Here is a 15,499-nt window from a genome sequence, read left to right on the forward strand (position 1 = left end):
GAGGCTTGCAGGCCGTGTTGCAACGGTTGGCGCCGCCGGGCTTCGTAGAGAGGCGGCGCGGGCGATCATGCTGGCGGCTTTTCCGGCGAACCGAAAAGCGCTTCGGCAGCAAGGCGGTGCTTGTCCGCACGATCCATATGGGATCGGGTCCGGATGATCTCAAGCTCCAGCAGATTGATGCGTTCCTTGAGCTCGTCCTGCGAAAGCGGGTCGAGGTTCTCGCTTGCGAGTTTGGCCGCAAGCTCGCCGTTTTGGCCGGAAGGCCGGGGGCGATCATCGTCGAACATTGCAAAATCCGATCATGCCTTTGTTTACCTTGCTGTCAATGCACCTTGCGGTTAACCGCATCCCGATGGCCCGAAATCCACAATTCGCGCCATGGAAAATCGTGCGGGCCAAAGGTGCGGGGGGCATCCACGGCCAGCGTGAGTGCATGCATGCATCAGGGGTAGATGTGAACGAAATCGCCAGCAGCAATCGCCAGATCGCCGAATCGATGACCGCCATTGCCATCACCGGCAAAGGGGGACCCGAAGTACTCGTCCCGCAGGACATGCCTGTGCCGGTCCCCGCTGCGGACGAGGTTTTGCTGCGCGTCCACGCAGCGGGCGTGAACCGGCCCGATGTGATGCAGCGCGCAGGGCTCTATCCGCCGCCGCCCGGCGCGCCTGACACGCCGGGGCTTGAAGTGGCGGGCGAAGTGGTCGCGGTTGGCGACAATGTCGATCCGTCCTTGCTGGGCACGCGCCAGTGTGCATTGGTGGCGGGCGGCGGATATGCGCAATTTTGCGTGGCCAGGGCCGATCATTGCCTGCCCGTGCCCGATGACTTGCCGATGGAACAGGCCGCCGCGCTGCCCGAAACCCTGTTCACCGTTTGGAGCAATGTATTCGAACGCGGCCTTGCGGACGAGGGCGAATGGCTGCTGGTTCATGGCGGCACCAGCGGGATCGGCACCATGGCGATCAAGCTGGCAATCCTGTTCGGATTGAAGATCATCGTCACCTGCGGCCGTGCGGCCAAATGCGATGCGGCGCTGGCCATGGGCGCGCATCACGCCGTCGATTACAAGTCGCAGGACTTTGTCGAGGAAGTGAAGCGCATCACCGGCGGGCGCGGCGTCGATGTCGTGCTCGACATGATTTCGGGCGATTATGTTGCGCGCAATATCGCCTGCATGGCCGATGATGCGCGCCATGTGACGATCGCCGTGCAGGGCGGGGTGAAGGCCGAGATTCCGATGCACAAGGTGCTGACCAAGCGGCTGACGTTGACCGGTTCGACGCTGCGCCCCCGTTCCGACCGGTTCAAGGCGGGGCTGACCGAAGAGATCCGCCGTGAGGTATGGCCTTTCGTCGAGAGCGGGCAATTGCGCCCCGCGATGGATTCGACCTTTCCGCTGGAACGCGCTGCCGATGCCCATGCCCGCATGGATCAGGATCATATCGGCAAGATCGTGCTGACGGTATGATAGGCGTCCGCAATTGACCGGACTGCCCGACCCCCTGATCCTGCACGAGGACCCTGTCAGCGGCAATTGCTACAAGATCGTGCTGACGGCGGCGTTGCTGGGCATCGGACTGGAACGCCGGCCCTATGACATCACCAATGGCGACACGCGGACGGAGGCTTTCCTGACGCAAGTCGACGCCAACGGGCGCATTCCGGTGTTGCAGGCGGGGGACCGGTTTCTGCCCGAAAGCAATGCGGCCTGTTTCTATTTGGCAGACGGGTCGCAGCTGGTTCCGGATGACCGCTTTGCCCGCGCCGATATGCTGCGCTGGATGTTTTTCGAACAATTTCAGCACGAACCCAATATCGCGACGATGCGGTTCTGGCTGCATGTTCTGGGCGAAGGGAACCTGTCACCGCAGCAGCGCGCCATGATGGAAACAAAGCGCGAAGGGGGGCAGGCGGCGCTCGCCTTGATGGACCGGCATCTTTCGACGCGCGACTGGTTCGTTGCGGGCGGAAATCCGACGCTCGCCGATATTGCGTTGTTCGCCTATACCCATGTCGCGCATGAAGGCGGCTTATCGCTGAACGACTTTGGCGCGATCCGCGCATGGATCGAACGGATGCGCGCCCTGCCCCGATTCACGCCAATGCAGGGATGAATCACCGCATCCCGTTGGAACCCCTTGCCTGTATGGGCCGGATCGCCTAAACGGGAAGGGCAAGCGGCCGCTCCGGTAAGGGGCGGCCCTTATCGTTTTTCCGCCCCGCGCCTTGCCGGTTTCCCCTTGAAAAAGAAGGTCCGGCCCGCGCCAAGGGGCCCATGCGAAAGGTTCACTTTGTGAGCACGAAACAGGCCACTCCGCTGATGCCGCACGCGACCGCCAGCTGGCTGGTTGACAATACCGGCCTTACCTTCGAACAGATTGCCGAATTCTGCGGCCTCCACATGTTGGAGGTTCAGGCCATGGCAGACGATCTGGCAGGCGCGAAATACACGGGCCGCGATCCCGTCCGCGCGGGCGAGCTGACGCACGAGGAAATCGAGAAGGGGCAGAACGACCCTTCCTATGCTCTTAAAATTCACAAGGCGCCGGTTCAGATCCAGCGTACCAAGGGCCCGCGCTATACGCCGGTGTCCAAGCGTCAGGACAAGCCCGACGGCATCGCATGGCTGCTGCGCAACCACCCCGAAATCTCGGACGCGCAAATCGGCAAGCTGATCGGCACCACGCGCAACACGATCGGCGCGATTCGCGAACGGTCGCACTGGAACATCCAGAACATCAATCCCAAGGATCCGGTGACCCTTGGCCTGTGCACCCAGCGCGAGCTGGACGCAGCGGTGGCCAAGGCGGCCAAGAACCTGCCCGAAGGGACGCAGCCCGTCACCGATACGCGCCTGGTCGATGACCGTCAGGCGCTGATCGACGAGCTGAAGAAGGAACGCGAAGACGCCGCCCGCGCCGCGGTGGAGGCTGCGCAGGAGGCCGAGGCCGAAGCATGGCTTGCCGCACGCCGTGCAGAGGGTGTGCCCGAGGAATAAGCCCCCTTCCCTGCCGGAAATCACACCGGAATTCACACCGGAATTCACAAGGGCCCGATGCGCAAATGCGCGTCGGGCCTTTTTGCTGTGCGTCGCGACGGGCGCTGCGTTTGCGAAGGCGATGCCGCAGGCGCGAGGCTGCTATCTTGTCGTAAATGGCGGAAAAGGGCAGAATATCGCCCATGAACGCACATAATATACGGGAGAATTTGCCGCCATCCGAATGGCCCGTTTCGGATGGCGAACGGCTGGACCTTGATGGCCATTACCGCCACCCCGGCGCATGGGATTCGCAGTTCGAGCCGCTATCGGTACCCGACATGTTCGCACGCGGCGTGGATTTGGCGGGCGAAAAGGACGTCGCCGATTTCTATGGCCGGCGTCTGTCCTATCGCGATGCGATGCATCAGGCGCGGGCGATTGCGGCGGCGTTGCAGAAAACGGGCATCGGCAAGGGCGACCGTGTCGGATTGTTCCTGCCCAATGTCCCGCTCTATATAACGGCCTATTACGGCATCATGATCGCGGGCGCGACGGCCGTGAATTTCTCGCCGCTTTACACGGTTGAGGAACTGGCTGCGCAGGTCGCCGATTCGGGTGTGACCATGCTGTTCACCGTCAATTCCAGCGCGCTGTTGCCGACGGCGATCGACGTGCTGGATTGTTCCGCGGTCGACCAGCTGGTGGTGGGCGATCTGCCTGCGATGCTGCCGTGGTGGATGGGGCTGGCCATGCGGCTGTTCAAGCGCAAGGACATCACTCCCCTGCCCTCCAGTCCCGCGATCATCCCCATTGAACGCTTTATCGCGGGTGCCGGCGATCCCGTGCCTGTCACCATCGATCCCGAACGCGACATCGCCTTGCTGCAATATACCGGCGGCACCACCGGCAGGCCCAAGGGCGCGATGCTGTCGCACCAGAACCTGACCGCCAATGCGCGCCAGACCCTGCGGATCGATGCGCATCGGGGTGAACGCGACATCATGATCGGCGTGCTGCCGCTGTTCCATGTTTTTGCCAATACGGTGGTGCTGAACCGCACGGTGCTGGACGGCGGGATGATCGTGATGCTGCCGCGTTTCGACGCGAAACAGACGTTAAAGGCGTTGAATCGCACGCAGGCGACATCGATGCCCGGTGTGCCGACGATGTATCAGGCGCTGCTGGATTGCCCGCAGGTCGGGACGACCGATTTCACGTCGCTGCGCGTATGTATCTCGGGTGGCGCACCCCTGCCGCTGCCGTTGAAACACAAGTTTGAAGGCGTGACCGGCGCGCATGTGGTGGAAGGATACGGGCTGACCGAAAGTTCGGGCGTGGTATCGACCAATCCGTTCGACGGCGTGGACAAGGAACGCCCCGGCACGATCGGGCAGGTCCTGCCGGGCACCAGCATCCGCCTGCTGGACAAGGAAGACCCTACCCGCCTTGCCCCCGCGGGCGAGCCGGGAGAGCTGGCCATCAAGGGCCCGCAAATCATGCAGGGATACTGGAACCGGCCCGAGGGGAATTCGGTGTTTCAGGACGGCTGGCTGCGCACTGGCGACGTAGCCACCATCGATGGCGACGGATTTCTCACCATCGTCGACCGCATCAAGGACATGATCGCGGTGGGCGGGTTCAAAGTGTTTCCCAGCCAGATCGAGGAAGTGCTGTTGACCCGTCCGGGCATTCGCGAGGCGCTGGTGCTGGGCATTCCTGACGATTATCTGGGCGAAGTGCCCAAAGCGTTCGTCACGCTGGAACCCGATTGCAGCGACGATGCCGACACGCTTCGCACATGGGTAAACAGCCATGTCGGCAAGCACGAACGGCTGGCCGCGGTCGAAATCCGTGACGATCTGCCCAAGACGATGATCGGAAAGCTGGACCGCAAAGCACTGCGAGCCGAAATTGCAGAAGCGTCCGAATAGCAGGCAGGCGAAAACCGGCAGCCGTAGCCGCCGGTCGTTCAGTCTGCCCTAGTTCGCAAGCGAGAGTTTCGGCTCCTGGTCGGCGTCGACGCCGGTCTTAGCGGGCGCCGAGCCATGCGCGCGCCGGGCGAACTTTCCCTCGACACTTGCTCCCTGTTCGATGGTAAGCGTGTCGTAATGCACATCGCCGGTGATCTTGGCGGATTTCAGGATCACCAGCGTCTTGGCGGTGATCGAACCGTCGACCGTTCCGGCAAGACGCGCGCTCTCGGCCTCGATCGCGCCGTTCACGACGCTTGATTCGCCCTGCACCAGCGATCCGCAATGGATGTCGCCATCGACGCTGCCGTCGATGTGCAGATCTTCGCTGGCGTGGATGTTGCCGGTAACCTTGATGTCGGAGCCAAGGACGGAAAAGCTGGATGATGCCATCGTATTAGTGCTCGGCCGTGGTGTGCTGGCCGGTTTTTCCTGTTTCGAGAACACGTCTTGCTCCAAGAATGCTGGCGCCTTTTTCCAGCATGGGGCGCGGATCGACCGCGCGATTATTGATACGCACTTCGAAGTGCAGATGCGGGCCGGTCGAACGGCCCGTGCTGCCGATCCGGCCAATGGTTTCGCCCGCGTCGACCTTGTCGCCCACGCGTGCGTCGAATTTCGACATATGGGCATAGCGGGTCAGCACGCCATTGCCGTGGCGGATTTCCACCACATTGCCGTATCCGCCCTTGCGCCCGACAAAGCTGACGCGGCCCTTGGCGGCGGCGCGGATCGGCGTGCCCGTTGCACCGCGAAAGTCGAGGCCTGCATGCATCGCTGCGCGTCCGGTGAACGGATCGCGGCGATAGCCGAAGGGGGAAGAGATCATGTCGCGGCGACCGGGAAGGACATTGGGTATCCCTTCCAGCCCGCGTTCCAGCGCGGCCATGCGCGACAGCGAATTGGCCAGCTTTTCAAAGCGCGGGTCGAGATTGTCGTCGCCCGACCTGAATTCCTCGAACGGGCCGCCCATGGCAGCGTTATTCCGGTTCATCCGCGCCACCGAAACAGGGTCCAGACCCAGCGTGCGGATTGCCTTCGCCGCATCGTCGGCGCGCTTGTCGGCAAGGCGGGTCAGCCCTTCGACAAAGGCAAGTTGCCGCGCCTCTAGCCGCGCAAGGCCCGCGGCCTCGGGCAGCACGGCGCTGACTTTTTCGACGGTGCGGCGCGTTTCGTCGGTCGAATCCTGCACGCCCCGAACGGCGCCCGCCTGCGGCATTTCGCCCAGATGATCCTCGACCATATCCTCGATAAAGGCCTGACGGCGCGAAAGGTCGTCGGCAACCTCGTCCAGCCCGTCGCGATAGGCGCTGACGCGGCTTTCGGCGGTGGCGATCTTGGCTGCGCGGGCATTCAGCTGGGCGGCATCGTGGCGGGTCTTCCATTCGGAAACCAGCGCGACACCCATGGTGGCCGACCAGACAACGGCCAGCGCCGCCGCCCCGCCCGCTGCCTTCATCTGCAGCGAGGAGGATATCCGGACGAACCGCACCTGACCTTGCGAGCGCATGATGAACTCGCGGTCAGGGAACCAGCCCTTGATCCGGGCGATAAGCGTGCTTTGGGCAGCTTGCGCCAAGGTTGACCCCGTATAATCCCAAACGAGCCTCGCAGGGGGGTGCGAAACTTTCCCGTCGGCTTCTGGCTAGCAGCGCGAAGGTTAAGTTGAAGTTGCCTTATCCCCCTTAGCGACGAAACGTTTCACCGACGGGACGAAATGCTACAAATATTGGTAATCGCGTCTAAACGGGCGGAACCATTACCGTTTGAAACGGTTTTTGCGCGCTCATGACCGGATTGCTGACATTGGGGTCAGCCGATTCTCACCATAACGCGGTGCGCCATCGCCCGATCAGGGTTTTTTCCCGCCAAACCCTGACAAATCGGGTCGGAATTGCTAGATGGGGCGACATGGACACAGTGATCGAAAAGCAAACCGAAGCCCCCCTTTCCGCTGAAGACAGCGCCGAACTGGTCGCCCGCCTTGCCGCCAGGGCACGCGCTGCGCAAAAGGTGCTGGCAGGGATGAGCGATGCCGACAAGGCCGCCGCCCTGCGCGCTGCTGCCGCTGCCTTGCGCGACCATGCGGGCGAAATCCTGTCGGCCAATGCAAAGGACATTGCCGCCGGTAAGGAGCGCGGCCTGTCGGGCGCGATGCTCGACCGGTTGAAGCTGGACGAGGATCGTCTGGAAGGGATCGCCGCCGCGGTCGAAAACGTGGCCGACCTGCCCGATCCCGTCGGACAGGTGATCGACCGGTCCGAACGCCCCAACGGCCTGCAATTCGCACGCGTTCGCGTGCCGGTGGGCGTTATCGGCATCATCTATGAAAGCCGCCCCAATGTTACCGCCGATGCCGCCACGCTGTGCGTGCGCGCCGGCAATGCCGCGATCCTGCGCGGCGGGAGCGAGGCCGTGCATTCCAATCGCGCGATCAACAAGGCACTGGCCGAGGGTCTTGCCAAGGGCGGCGTCCCTGGAGGCGCGGTTCAACTGATCCCGACGCAGGACCGCGCTGCCGTTGGCGCCATGCTCAAGGCTGCGGGCTTGATCGACATGATCGTCCCGCGCGGCGGCAAATCGCTGGTCGCCCGAGTACAGGACGAAGCGCGCGTTCCCGTGCTGGCCCATCTGGACGGCATCAATCACACCTTCATCCACGCCAGCGCCGATCAGGCCATGGCCGAGGATATCGCGCTGAACGCCAAGCTGCGGCGCACCGGCATTTGCGGCGCGATGGAGACGCTGCTGATCGACAAGGCCTATCCCCATGCCACAAGCGTGGTGAAAAAGCTGCTCGACGCGGATTGCGAAATTCGCGGCGATGCGGCGGTGCAAAAGCTGGATCCGCGCGTGAAGCCCGCCAGCGACGAGGATTGGGACACCGAATATCTGGAAGCCATCGCCTCGGTCGCCATCGTCGATGGCATGGATGCGGCGCTGGATCACATTGCGGCGCATAGCTCGGGCCATACCGATGCGATCGTCGCCAGCGATGCAGACGCGATCGAGACTTTCCTGAACGGCGTCGATAGCGCCATCGTGATGGCCAATGCCTCAAGCCAGTTCGCCGATGGCGGCGAATTCGGGCTGGGCGCGGAAATCGGCATTGCCACCGGCAGGCTGCATGCGCGCGGCCCGGTCGCACTGGAAGGGCTGACGACATATAAATGGCAAGTGCGCGGGACGGGCCAGACCCGCCCGTAACCGGCATAGTTGAACGACCAAGCGGGCGGCCCCATCTGGTGGCCGCCCTTTTTCCATCCGGAGAACCCCCATGCGCTATAACCGCCTTGGCCGCACCGGCCTGTTCGTGTCCGAACTCTGCCTCGGCACGATGACATTCGGTGAGGGTGAGGGGATGTTCGCCCAGATGGGTGCATTGGGCCAGTCGGACGTGAACCCGCTGGTCAGGGCGGCCGTCGATGCGGGCGTGAATTTCATCGACACCGCCAATGTCTATTCCGCCGGAAAGTCCGAAGAAGCCGTTGGCCGCGCCGTGCGCGATCTGGGCCTGTCGCGCGACGATCTGGTGATTGCGACCAAGGCGCTGGGGCCGATGGGCGAAGGCGTCAATGCGCGCGGTGCATCGCGTTTTCACTTGCTGAACCAGATCGATGCCAGCCTTGCGCGGCTGGGGATGGATCATGTCGATCTGTACCAGATTCACGGATGGGACCCGTCGACCCCGATGGAGGAAACGCTGCGCGCGCTCGACACCATCGTGACATCGGGCCGCGCCCGCTATGTCGGTTTGTCGAACTGGGCCGCGTGGCAGATCGCCCGCGCCTTGGGCAAGACCGAGCAGCTGGGCCTTGCCCCGCTGGTGTCGCTACAGGCCTATTATTCGCTGGCGGGCCGGGATCTGGAGCACGAGGTGGTCCCGATGCTGGAAAGCGAAGGTGTGGGTTTGATGGTCTGGTCGCCGCTGGCGGGCGGCTTCCTGTCGGGCAAATATCGCCGCGGTGCCGATGCCGAAGGCCGCCGCGCGACTTTCGATTTTCCGCCGGTGGACAAGGACCGTGCCTATGACGCGGTCGAGGTAATGGACGACATTGCCGCCGCCCATGGCGCGACGGTGCCGCAGATTGCGCTGGCATGGCTGCTGGCGAAACCGGTCGTCAGCAGCGTCATCATCGGTGCGCGCAAGATGCACCAGCTTGAAGATAATCTGGGTGCCTGCGGCGTGAAACTGAGCGCAGACGACATGGCGCGGCTGGATGCGTCCTGCGCCCCCGCGCCGCAATATCCGGGCTGGATGATCGCGCGGCAGGGCGAATATCGCAACGGCGCCTTTGCGGGCGCGCCGCCCAGCAAAGACGACTGACGCGGGCGGTCGGGCAGCGGGGATGCGAACGGGACTATTGGGGGGCAGCTTCAACCCTGCCCATGGCGGGCACCGCCGGATAACATTATTCGCCATGGATGCGCTGGGCCTGGACGAGGCGTGGTGGCTCGTCTCTCCCCGCAATCCGCTGAAAGCCGCGAAGGGCATGGCGCCGCTGTCCGCGCGCGTTTCCTCGGCCCGCAAACAGGCGCGGCGCGCGCCGGTCCGCGTGACCGCGATCGAACAGCAACTGGGTACACGCTATACCGCCGATACGTTGCGGCAACTGGCGCGGCGCTATCCCAAACGGCAATTCGTGTGGCTGATGGGCAGCGACAATCTGGCGCAATTCCACCTGTGGCGCGACTGGCGGTTGATAGCGCGGACCATGCCGATTGCGGTCATCGCCCGCCCGGGTTATGATGCGGACGCCATGACGAGCCCCGCCATGGCCTGGCTCCGGCGCTACCGTGTACCGGCCGCCAGATTGCGTAAACGGGGAAGATGGAGCGCGCCGGCACTGGTGTTCCTGCGTTTCGATCCCGATCCGCGCTCGGCCACGGCCCGGCGCAAGGCATGGCCCGACTGGGCTGCCGCTTATGCTGCTGCAACGCCGCGCGACGCGGTGACGCACCGGCCCATAAAGCACGACAGCATGGCGGATATCCGGGAAGGAATCGGGGTTTGACCGCCCGGATACCGGTGCTGCCAACCCCTGCGCCCGGCCTTGCCCCTGCGCGCTTTATTTGCCTTTTGCCCGTTTCGGGTGCAGGGCGCGCGCAAATGGCTGTTCCCGATTCCCTAAAAACGCATTCAGTGGGCATGCAGCCAAAGGAGTATAGAATACCCCTATGAATCAGGCTCAACATATGCCGGAAAAGTCCGGTTTCGTACCGACGGGTGACATTGCCGAATTCGACGCAGAACCCGGAAGTCTGCACGAACTCGTCCTTAAATCGCTGGACGACGATCAGGGACAGGACATCGTTTCGATCCCGCTCGCAGGCAAAAGCTCTATCGCAGACCACATGGTGATCGCCAGCGGCCGTTCCAGCCGTCAGGTCGCCGCCATGGCCCAGAAACTGGGCGAACGCGCCAAACAGGCAGGCTTCGGCTCGGTCCGGATCGAGGGGCTGCCCGCGGCGGACTGGGTGCTGATCGACGCAGGCGACGTGATCGTCCACCTGTTCCGTCCCGAAGTGCGCAGCTTCTACAACCTTGAAAGGATGTGGGGCTTTGGCGAGGGCGGCAACGCCTGACCCGACCATGACGCAGGATGCCCGTCCACATGCGGGCGGGCACCTGCTGGATTTATCGTGTCGGGGGCGATAGCACGAAGCCATGCGGCTCCATGTCATCGCTCGCGGCAAGATCGGCCGCTCGCCCGAGGCGGAGCTGGTTGCGCGCTATGAAAAGCGCATCGCCTGGCCGTTCAAGCTGACCGAACTGCCCGACACGGGGGGCACGATCCCTGCCCCGCTTTCCCCTGCCAAAGATATATTGCTCGACGAACGCGGCAGGCTGATGTCGTCCGAGGATTTCGCCGCCCTGCTGGGCCGCTGGCGCGATGACGGCATGCGCGAGGCCCGCTTTCTGATCGGCGCAGCCGACGGCCACGGGGACGATGCACGGGACAAGGCCGATCTGCTGCTGGGTTTCGGCGCAATGACATGGCCGCATCTGATGGTCCGCGCGATGCTGGCCGAACAGCTTTACCGCGCGACGACGATCATCGCGGGCCACCCCTATCACCGGTCGGGCTAGGGCGATGCGGCGCGCTGTCCTGCTGGCTTCGGTGCCTGTTGCGGTTCTGGCCCTCTTGGTGCCTGCTGCCGCGCAGATCGCGGACAATACGATTTCGGCCGATAGTTTGGCCGAGGCGCAGCAAGCGCGCATCGCTGCCCAGAACCGCGCGCGCATATTGGCAGAGCGCGCTGCGCGGATTCAGGACGATGCGCTGAAGGCCGAAGCGGAGGCCGAAGCCCTGTCCGCACAGATCGCCGCATCGCGTGCGCGGATAGAGGAAGCCCGCCAGCAAGAGACCATGGCGGCCGACCGGCTGGGTTTCCTGCGCGAGGGATTCGCCCGCCAGCGTGCGCCCTTGTCGCGCATGATGGCCGCACTGCAGCGACTGGCGCTGCGTCCGATGATTTTGCTGGTCCTGCGTCCCTCTTCGGTGCGCGATTATGTCCGCACACGCGCCATGGTGGCCGCGATCACGCCCCAAATTGCGCAGCAAACGCGCAATATACGCGCCGATCTGACCGAAATGCGCACTCTGGCCGAGCGCAGCGCCGCTGCCCGCGCGGCGCGTGAAGACGCCAGCAGGGAACTGGCCGACCGCCGCGCCGAATTGCGCGCTAGCGGAGCCGAAGGCCGCCTTGCCGCGCGTTCATTGCAGGCCGCGGCGGGAGAGGCGCGCCGCGAAGCCACCCTGCGGGGCGTAGAGGCCGACAGCATCGCCGCGCTGGCCGCGACCCAGACTCGCAACCGCCAGACAGAGGCGCGGCTGGCTGCCTTGCTTGGGCCCGTGCTGCCTGCCGGTCGTCCTGCGGCAAGCGTTCCTGCGATCCGTCCGCGCCTGCCGGTCGCGGGCAGCGTTGTCGCCGGTTACGGCGAACGCGATGCAGCAGGCGGCAGGGCGCGCGGGCTGACCATTGCGGCCTCGCCCGGTGCCCCGATCGTCGCCCCGCTGGCGGGCGAAATTGCCTTTGCGCGCGAATGGCGCGGCTATGGCACATTGGTGATGATCCGGCACAAGGGCGGCTATCTCTCGCTGGTCGCAGGGCTGACCGATGCGCAGGTCAAGGAAGGGCAGATAGTCAAGCAGGGCGATGCGCTGGGCCGCGCTCCACGCCGCGCGCCACAGGGGAATCCGCGCATATTGTACGAATTGCGCCGTTCGGGCAGGCCAGTGCATCCGTTGCTGGCCGTTTGACGCCAAAAAAGCGATGCGATGCATAATCTGGCGTTAAGCCGGACTGCGCGATAAGATGAGCCGATAATGAACGACGGGCGGCCCACCGATCCGCCCCGTGGAAAGGCATGTTGTACGATGGCGATCCGTTTTGCGCCCCTGTTGCGTAGTGCTGCGCTGGTCACCGCATTGGCGATGCTGCCTGCGACGACTGCCGGCCTCGCTGCCGTGGATGGCCGCTCCGCCCCCGAATTCGGCAAGCTGATGCTCGTCTATCAGCGGGTGAAGGCCTATTACGTCGACGACGTGACCGACGACCAGCTGATCCGCGGCGCGATCGACGGCATGCTCGCCAGTCTCGATCCGCACAGCTCTTACCTCGACGGCACAGCGGCGGAAAACCTGCGCACCCAGACCGAGGGCAGCTATGGCGGGCTGGGCCTGTCGGTCACCATGGAAGACGGGGTGGTCAAGATCATCGCCCCGACCAAGGGCACGCCCGCTGACAATGCCGGTCTGAAGGCGGGCGATTACATCACCCATCTGAACGGCAAGCTGCTCTATGGCGGCACGCTGGATGAAGCGGTGGAACAGATGCGCGGGCGTCCCGGTACGGCGGTCGATCTGACGATCTATCGCCCCGGACGCGAAGAGCCCTTTGACGTCAATGTCGAACGCGCAATCATCGATCTGAAGCCGGTCGAATATTCGGTCGACGGCAAGATCGGCATCATCACCGTTTCCAGCTTCAGCGCCCATGTCGGCCGCGAAGTGCAAAAGGCGATGGCGGGCATCCGCAGCGATCTGGGCGGCTCCATGCCCGAAGGTCTGGTGCTCGACATGCGCTCCAATCCCGGCGGCCTGCTGGACGAGGCTGTGGCGATGAGCGATCTGTTCCTTGAACGCGGGCAGATCGTGTCGCAGCGCGGGCGTTTCGCACGCGACAACGAAAGCTATTCCGCACGGCCCGGCGACATTGCCAAGGGCGTGCCCATTGTGGTGCTGATCGATGCGGGCACGGCCTCCGCCTCTGAAATCGTGGCGGGCGCGTTGCAGGACCACCACCGCGGGCTGGTGATGGGCGAACGCAGTTTCGGCAAGGGGAGCGTGCAGACCGTCGTGCAGATCAGCGCCGACAGTGCGCTGAAACTGACGACGGCGCGCTATTTCACCCCGTCGGGGCGTTCGGTGCAGGAAGGCGGGATCGAACCCGATATCAAGGTGCCGCAGATGTCCGACCCGGACGCCCGCGCCCGCGCCAAGAACGCGATCCGCGAATCCGACCTGCGCGGCCATCTGATCAACGAGATCAGCCTGGAAGACGCCGAGCTTGAAGAAGACGCGACGCAGGACCCCCGCTTCAACGTCACGCCCGCAGAGCTGGAAGCGCAGGGGATCGAGGATTTCCAACTCGACTATGCATTGAAAACGCTGCGCAACACGCGGCTGGCGCGGCTTAGCGGGACCAATACGGGCGGATCGGCCCAATAAGGCCAGCCCGATACAACAGCGATGCCCAAGATGATCGAACCAAGCCTCGCCGCAGCCCGCGCGATCGCCCTTGTCGTTCCTGCTGCCTTGCTGGCGGGGGCCTATATCTCGCAATATGGCTTTGGCCTGTTTCCCTGCGAAATGTGCTGGTGGCAGCGCTATGCCCATTTCGCGGCGCTGGTGCCGGCGGCGCTGGCCTTTGTGGTGAAAGGCGCGGGGCAGCGGCTGATGGTGCAATTGGCAGGAGTGATCATTCTGATCGCGGCACTGCTTGGTGGCTATCATGCCGGTGTCGAATATGGCTGGTGGGAAGGCATCACCACATGCGCGACCACCGCAACCGCGGGGGGCGATCCGCTGGAGGCGATACTGAACGCGCCCATCGTGCGCTGCGATACCGCGCCTTGGGACCTGTTCGGCATATCGCTGGCGGGGTGGAACTTTCTGATATCGGGTGCGGCGGCGGTGGCCGTGCTGGTCCTGTCGGGCCGGTCGCGCGCTAGGCCCTACTCCGGCAAAATTCGGGAAATGTAAGCGATGCGCAAGGACGATACCGAAGCGATGATCCGTGTCGATCAGGCTGGCGAATATGGCGCCACGCGGATCTATGCAGGGCAACTGGCCGTGATGGGCGACCGTGCGCCCGGTTCGGGCGAAGTTGCCGCCATGGCGCAGCAAGAGGCGGAGCATCGCGCCCAATTCGATGCGCTGATGGCCGAACGCGGCGTACGCCCCACCCTGTTGCAACCGGTGTGGGACCGCGCCGGTTTCGCGCTGGGCGCGGTAACCGCATTGATCGGACCAGAGGCTGCCATGGCCTGCACCGCCGCGATCGAGACCGAGATCGACCGCCATTATACCGAGCAGCTGGAAGAGCTGGGCGACAGCGATCCCGAACTTTCCGCGATGGTCGGGAAATTCCGCGACGAAGAGCGTGAGCATCACGACATCGCCATTGCGCAAGGGGCCGAAAAAGCGCCCGCCTATCCGGTGCTGTCGGGCGCGATCCGGCTGGGTTGCCGCGCGGCGATTGCGCTTTCGAAACGGATCTGAACGCGTCAGCTATCGTTCAGGCCATAACGGGCCTATGATCGGGCCGAGATGTATTTTGAAGCTGGCAAGTCCGACGCCGGACAGCTGACCGACGCGCTGGGAGGCGCCGCCACGATGACCAAGACTATCGCAATCGCCGCTCTCGCATTCGCAGGTGTCTGGGCCAATCCCGCCGCCGCGCAGGACACGGGCGCGACGGGTGGGGAGCGTGTGAACCAGGTTATCGTCTATGGCGACCAGCCTTGCCCCGAAGCGCGCGACGACAGCGAGATCGTGGTCTGCGTTCGGCAGGAAGATCCCTATCGCGTGCCGCAGGATCTGCGGCAGAGCAACGCTCCGCAGAACGAGGCATGGGCCAATAAGGTCGAGGCCAATGCCAATGTCGGCGCAACCGGCGCGATGAGCTGTTCCACGGTCGGTCAGGCAGGCCAGACCGGTTGTGCCCTGAACGAGATCGAGCAGGCCTATGCCGAGAAGGAAACCGCAGACAGCGTCCGCTTTGGCGATCTGATTGCCGAAGAGCGCGCCCGCCGCCTTGAATCGATCGACGCTGATGCCGCCGCCGAACAGGCGCGCGTCGAAGCGCTGGAGCAGGAATACGAGGCTCGCCGCACTGGCCAAGCCCCCAATCCCGAAACCGGCAATGTGATCGAGCCGTCGGATGCTGAGCCGATTGCAAACGATACTGGCGAATAACCGGCGTCTACCTGCCTTGGTCGGTCATGAAGAAGGTGTATCCGCACGCCTGCATTAACCAT

Annotated in this window: 17 protein-coding genes; 14 read left to right on the forward strand and 3 right to left on the reverse strand. The window is 64.0% G+C overall.

Annotated features, from left to right (window positions below):
• Positions 1-65 precede the first annotated feature (65 nt).
• Positions 66-287, reverse strand: a complete 222-nt coding sequence (locus tag LOZ77_RS13900; RefSeq protein WP_230279593.1) for a DUF1192 domain-containing protein — start codon at positions 285-287, stop codon at positions 66-68.
• Between the two features lie 209 nt (positions 288-496).
• Between LOZ77_RS13900 and LOZ77_RS13905 the strand changes: the two genes are divergently transcribed.
• From LOZ77_RS13905 to LOZ77_RS13920, 4 genes are all read left to right on the forward strand, one after another.
• Positions 497-1,471, forward strand: coding sequence for an NAD(P)H-quinone oxidoreductase (locus LOZ77_RS13905; protein ID WP_230281880.1), 975 nt, complete (start codon positions 497-499; stop codon positions 1,469-1,471).
• Positions 1,472-1,493: 22 nt separating this feature from the next.
• Positions 1,494-2,117: a glutathione S-transferase family protein gene (locus LOZ77_RS13910; protein ID WP_230281881.1), complete on the forward strand. Its 624-nt coding sequence runs from the start codon at positions 1,494-1,496 to the stop codon at positions 2,115-2,117.
• A gap of 206 nt (positions 2,118-2,323) precedes the next feature.
• Entirely contained in the window at positions 2,324-3,001 is a 678-nt protein-coding gene (locus tag LOZ77_RS13915; protein WP_230281882.1) for a DUF1013 domain-containing protein, read from the forward strand.
• 182 nt (positions 3,002-3,183) lie between these two features.
• Complete coding sequence (locus LOZ77_RS13920; RefSeq protein ID WP_230279594.1) at positions 3,184-4,914, forward strand: long-chain fatty acid--CoA ligase; 1,731 nt, start codon at positions 3,184-3,186, stop codon at positions 4,912-4,914.
• 48 nt (positions 4,915-4,962) lie between these two features.
• Here LOZ77_RS13920 and LOZ77_RS13925 read toward each other — a convergent pair whose 3' ends face one another.
• Positions 4,963-5,346, reverse strand: a complete 384-nt coding sequence (locus LOZ77_RS13925; RefSeq protein WP_230279595.1) for a polymer-forming cytoskeletal protein — start codon at positions 5,344-5,346, stop codon at positions 4,963-4,965.
• A 4-nt stretch (positions 5,347-5,350) separates the two neighbouring features.
• Positions 5,351-6,532 (reverse strand): M23 family metallopeptidase, encoded by a 1,182-nt coding sequence (locus tag LOZ77_RS13930; RefSeq protein ID WP_230279596.1) that lies wholly within the window; start codon positions 6,530-6,532, stop codon positions 5,351-5,353.
• Positions 6,533-6,864: 332 nt separating this feature from the next.
• Between LOZ77_RS13930 and LOZ77_RS13935 the strand changes: the two genes are divergently transcribed.
• The 10 genes from LOZ77_RS13935 (at position 6,865) to LOZ77_RS13980 (ending at position 15,437) form a co-directional block, all read left to right on the forward strand.
• Complete coding sequence (locus tag LOZ77_RS13935; protein ID WP_230279597.1) at positions 6,865-8,160, forward strand: glutamate-5-semialdehyde dehydrogenase; 1,296 nt, start codon at positions 6,865-6,867, stop codon at positions 8,158-8,160.
• A gap of 70 nt (positions 8,161-8,230) precedes the next feature.
• A complete protein-coding gene (locus tag LOZ77_RS13940; RefSeq protein ID WP_230279598.1) occupies positions 8,231-9,280 on the forward strand; it encodes an aldo/keto reductase in 1,050 nt (349 codons plus the stop codon).
• Between the two features lie 22 nt (positions 9,281-9,302).
• Positions 9,303-9,968: a nicotinate-nucleotide adenylyltransferase gene (locus LOZ77_RS13945; RefSeq protein ID WP_230279599.1), complete on the forward strand. Its 666-nt coding sequence runs from the start codon at positions 9,303-9,305 to the stop codon at positions 9,966-9,968.
• 181 nt (positions 9,969-10,149) lie between these two features.
• A complete protein-coding gene (rsfS, locus tag LOZ77_RS13950) occupies positions 10,150-10,539 on the forward strand; it encodes a ribosome silencing factor (RefSeq protein WP_370638084.1) in 390 nt (129 codons plus the stop codon).
• A gap of 82 nt (positions 10,540-10,621) precedes the next feature.
• Positions 10,622-11,044 (forward strand): 23S rRNA (pseudouridine(1915)-N(3))-methyltransferase RlmH, encoded by a 423-nt coding sequence (locus LOZ77_RS13955; protein WP_230279601.1) that lies wholly within the window; start codon positions 10,622-10,624, stop codon positions 11,042-11,044.
• Between the two features lie 4 nt (positions 11,045-11,048).
• Positions 11,049-12,218 (forward strand): murein hydrolase activator EnvC, encoded by a 1,170-nt coding sequence (locus LOZ77_RS13960; protein ID WP_230279602.1) that lies wholly within the window; start codon positions 11,049-11,051, stop codon positions 12,216-12,218.
• Between the two features lie 117 nt (positions 12,219-12,335).
• Complete coding sequence (locus LOZ77_RS13965) at positions 12,336-13,688, forward strand: S41 family peptidase (RefSeq protein WP_230279603.1); 1,353 nt, start codon at positions 12,336-12,338, stop codon at positions 13,686-13,688.
• Between the two features lie 21 nt (positions 13,689-13,709).
• Entirely contained in the window at positions 13,710-14,222 is a 513-nt protein-coding gene (locus LOZ77_RS13970) for a disulfide bond formation protein B (RefSeq protein ID WP_370638015.1), read from the forward strand.
• 3 nt (positions 14,223-14,225) lie between these two features.
• Positions 14,226-14,741: a demethoxyubiquinone hydroxylase family protein gene (locus LOZ77_RS13975; RefSeq protein ID WP_230279605.1), complete on the forward strand. Its 516-nt coding sequence runs from the start codon at positions 14,226-14,228 to the stop codon at positions 14,739-14,741.
• Positions 14,742-14,789: 48 nt separating this feature from the next.
• Positions 14,790-15,437, forward strand: a complete 648-nt coding sequence (locus LOZ77_RS13980) for a hypothetical protein (protein WP_230279606.1) — start codon at positions 14,790-14,792, stop codon at positions 15,435-15,437.
• Positions 15,438-15,499 lie beyond the last annotated feature (62 nt).

Origin of the sequence: Croceicoccus sp. Ery15, assembly GCF_020985305.1 — a bacterium.
Lineage (GTDB): Bacteria > Pseudomonadota > Alphaproteobacteria > Sphingomonadales > Sphingomonadaceae > Croceicoccus.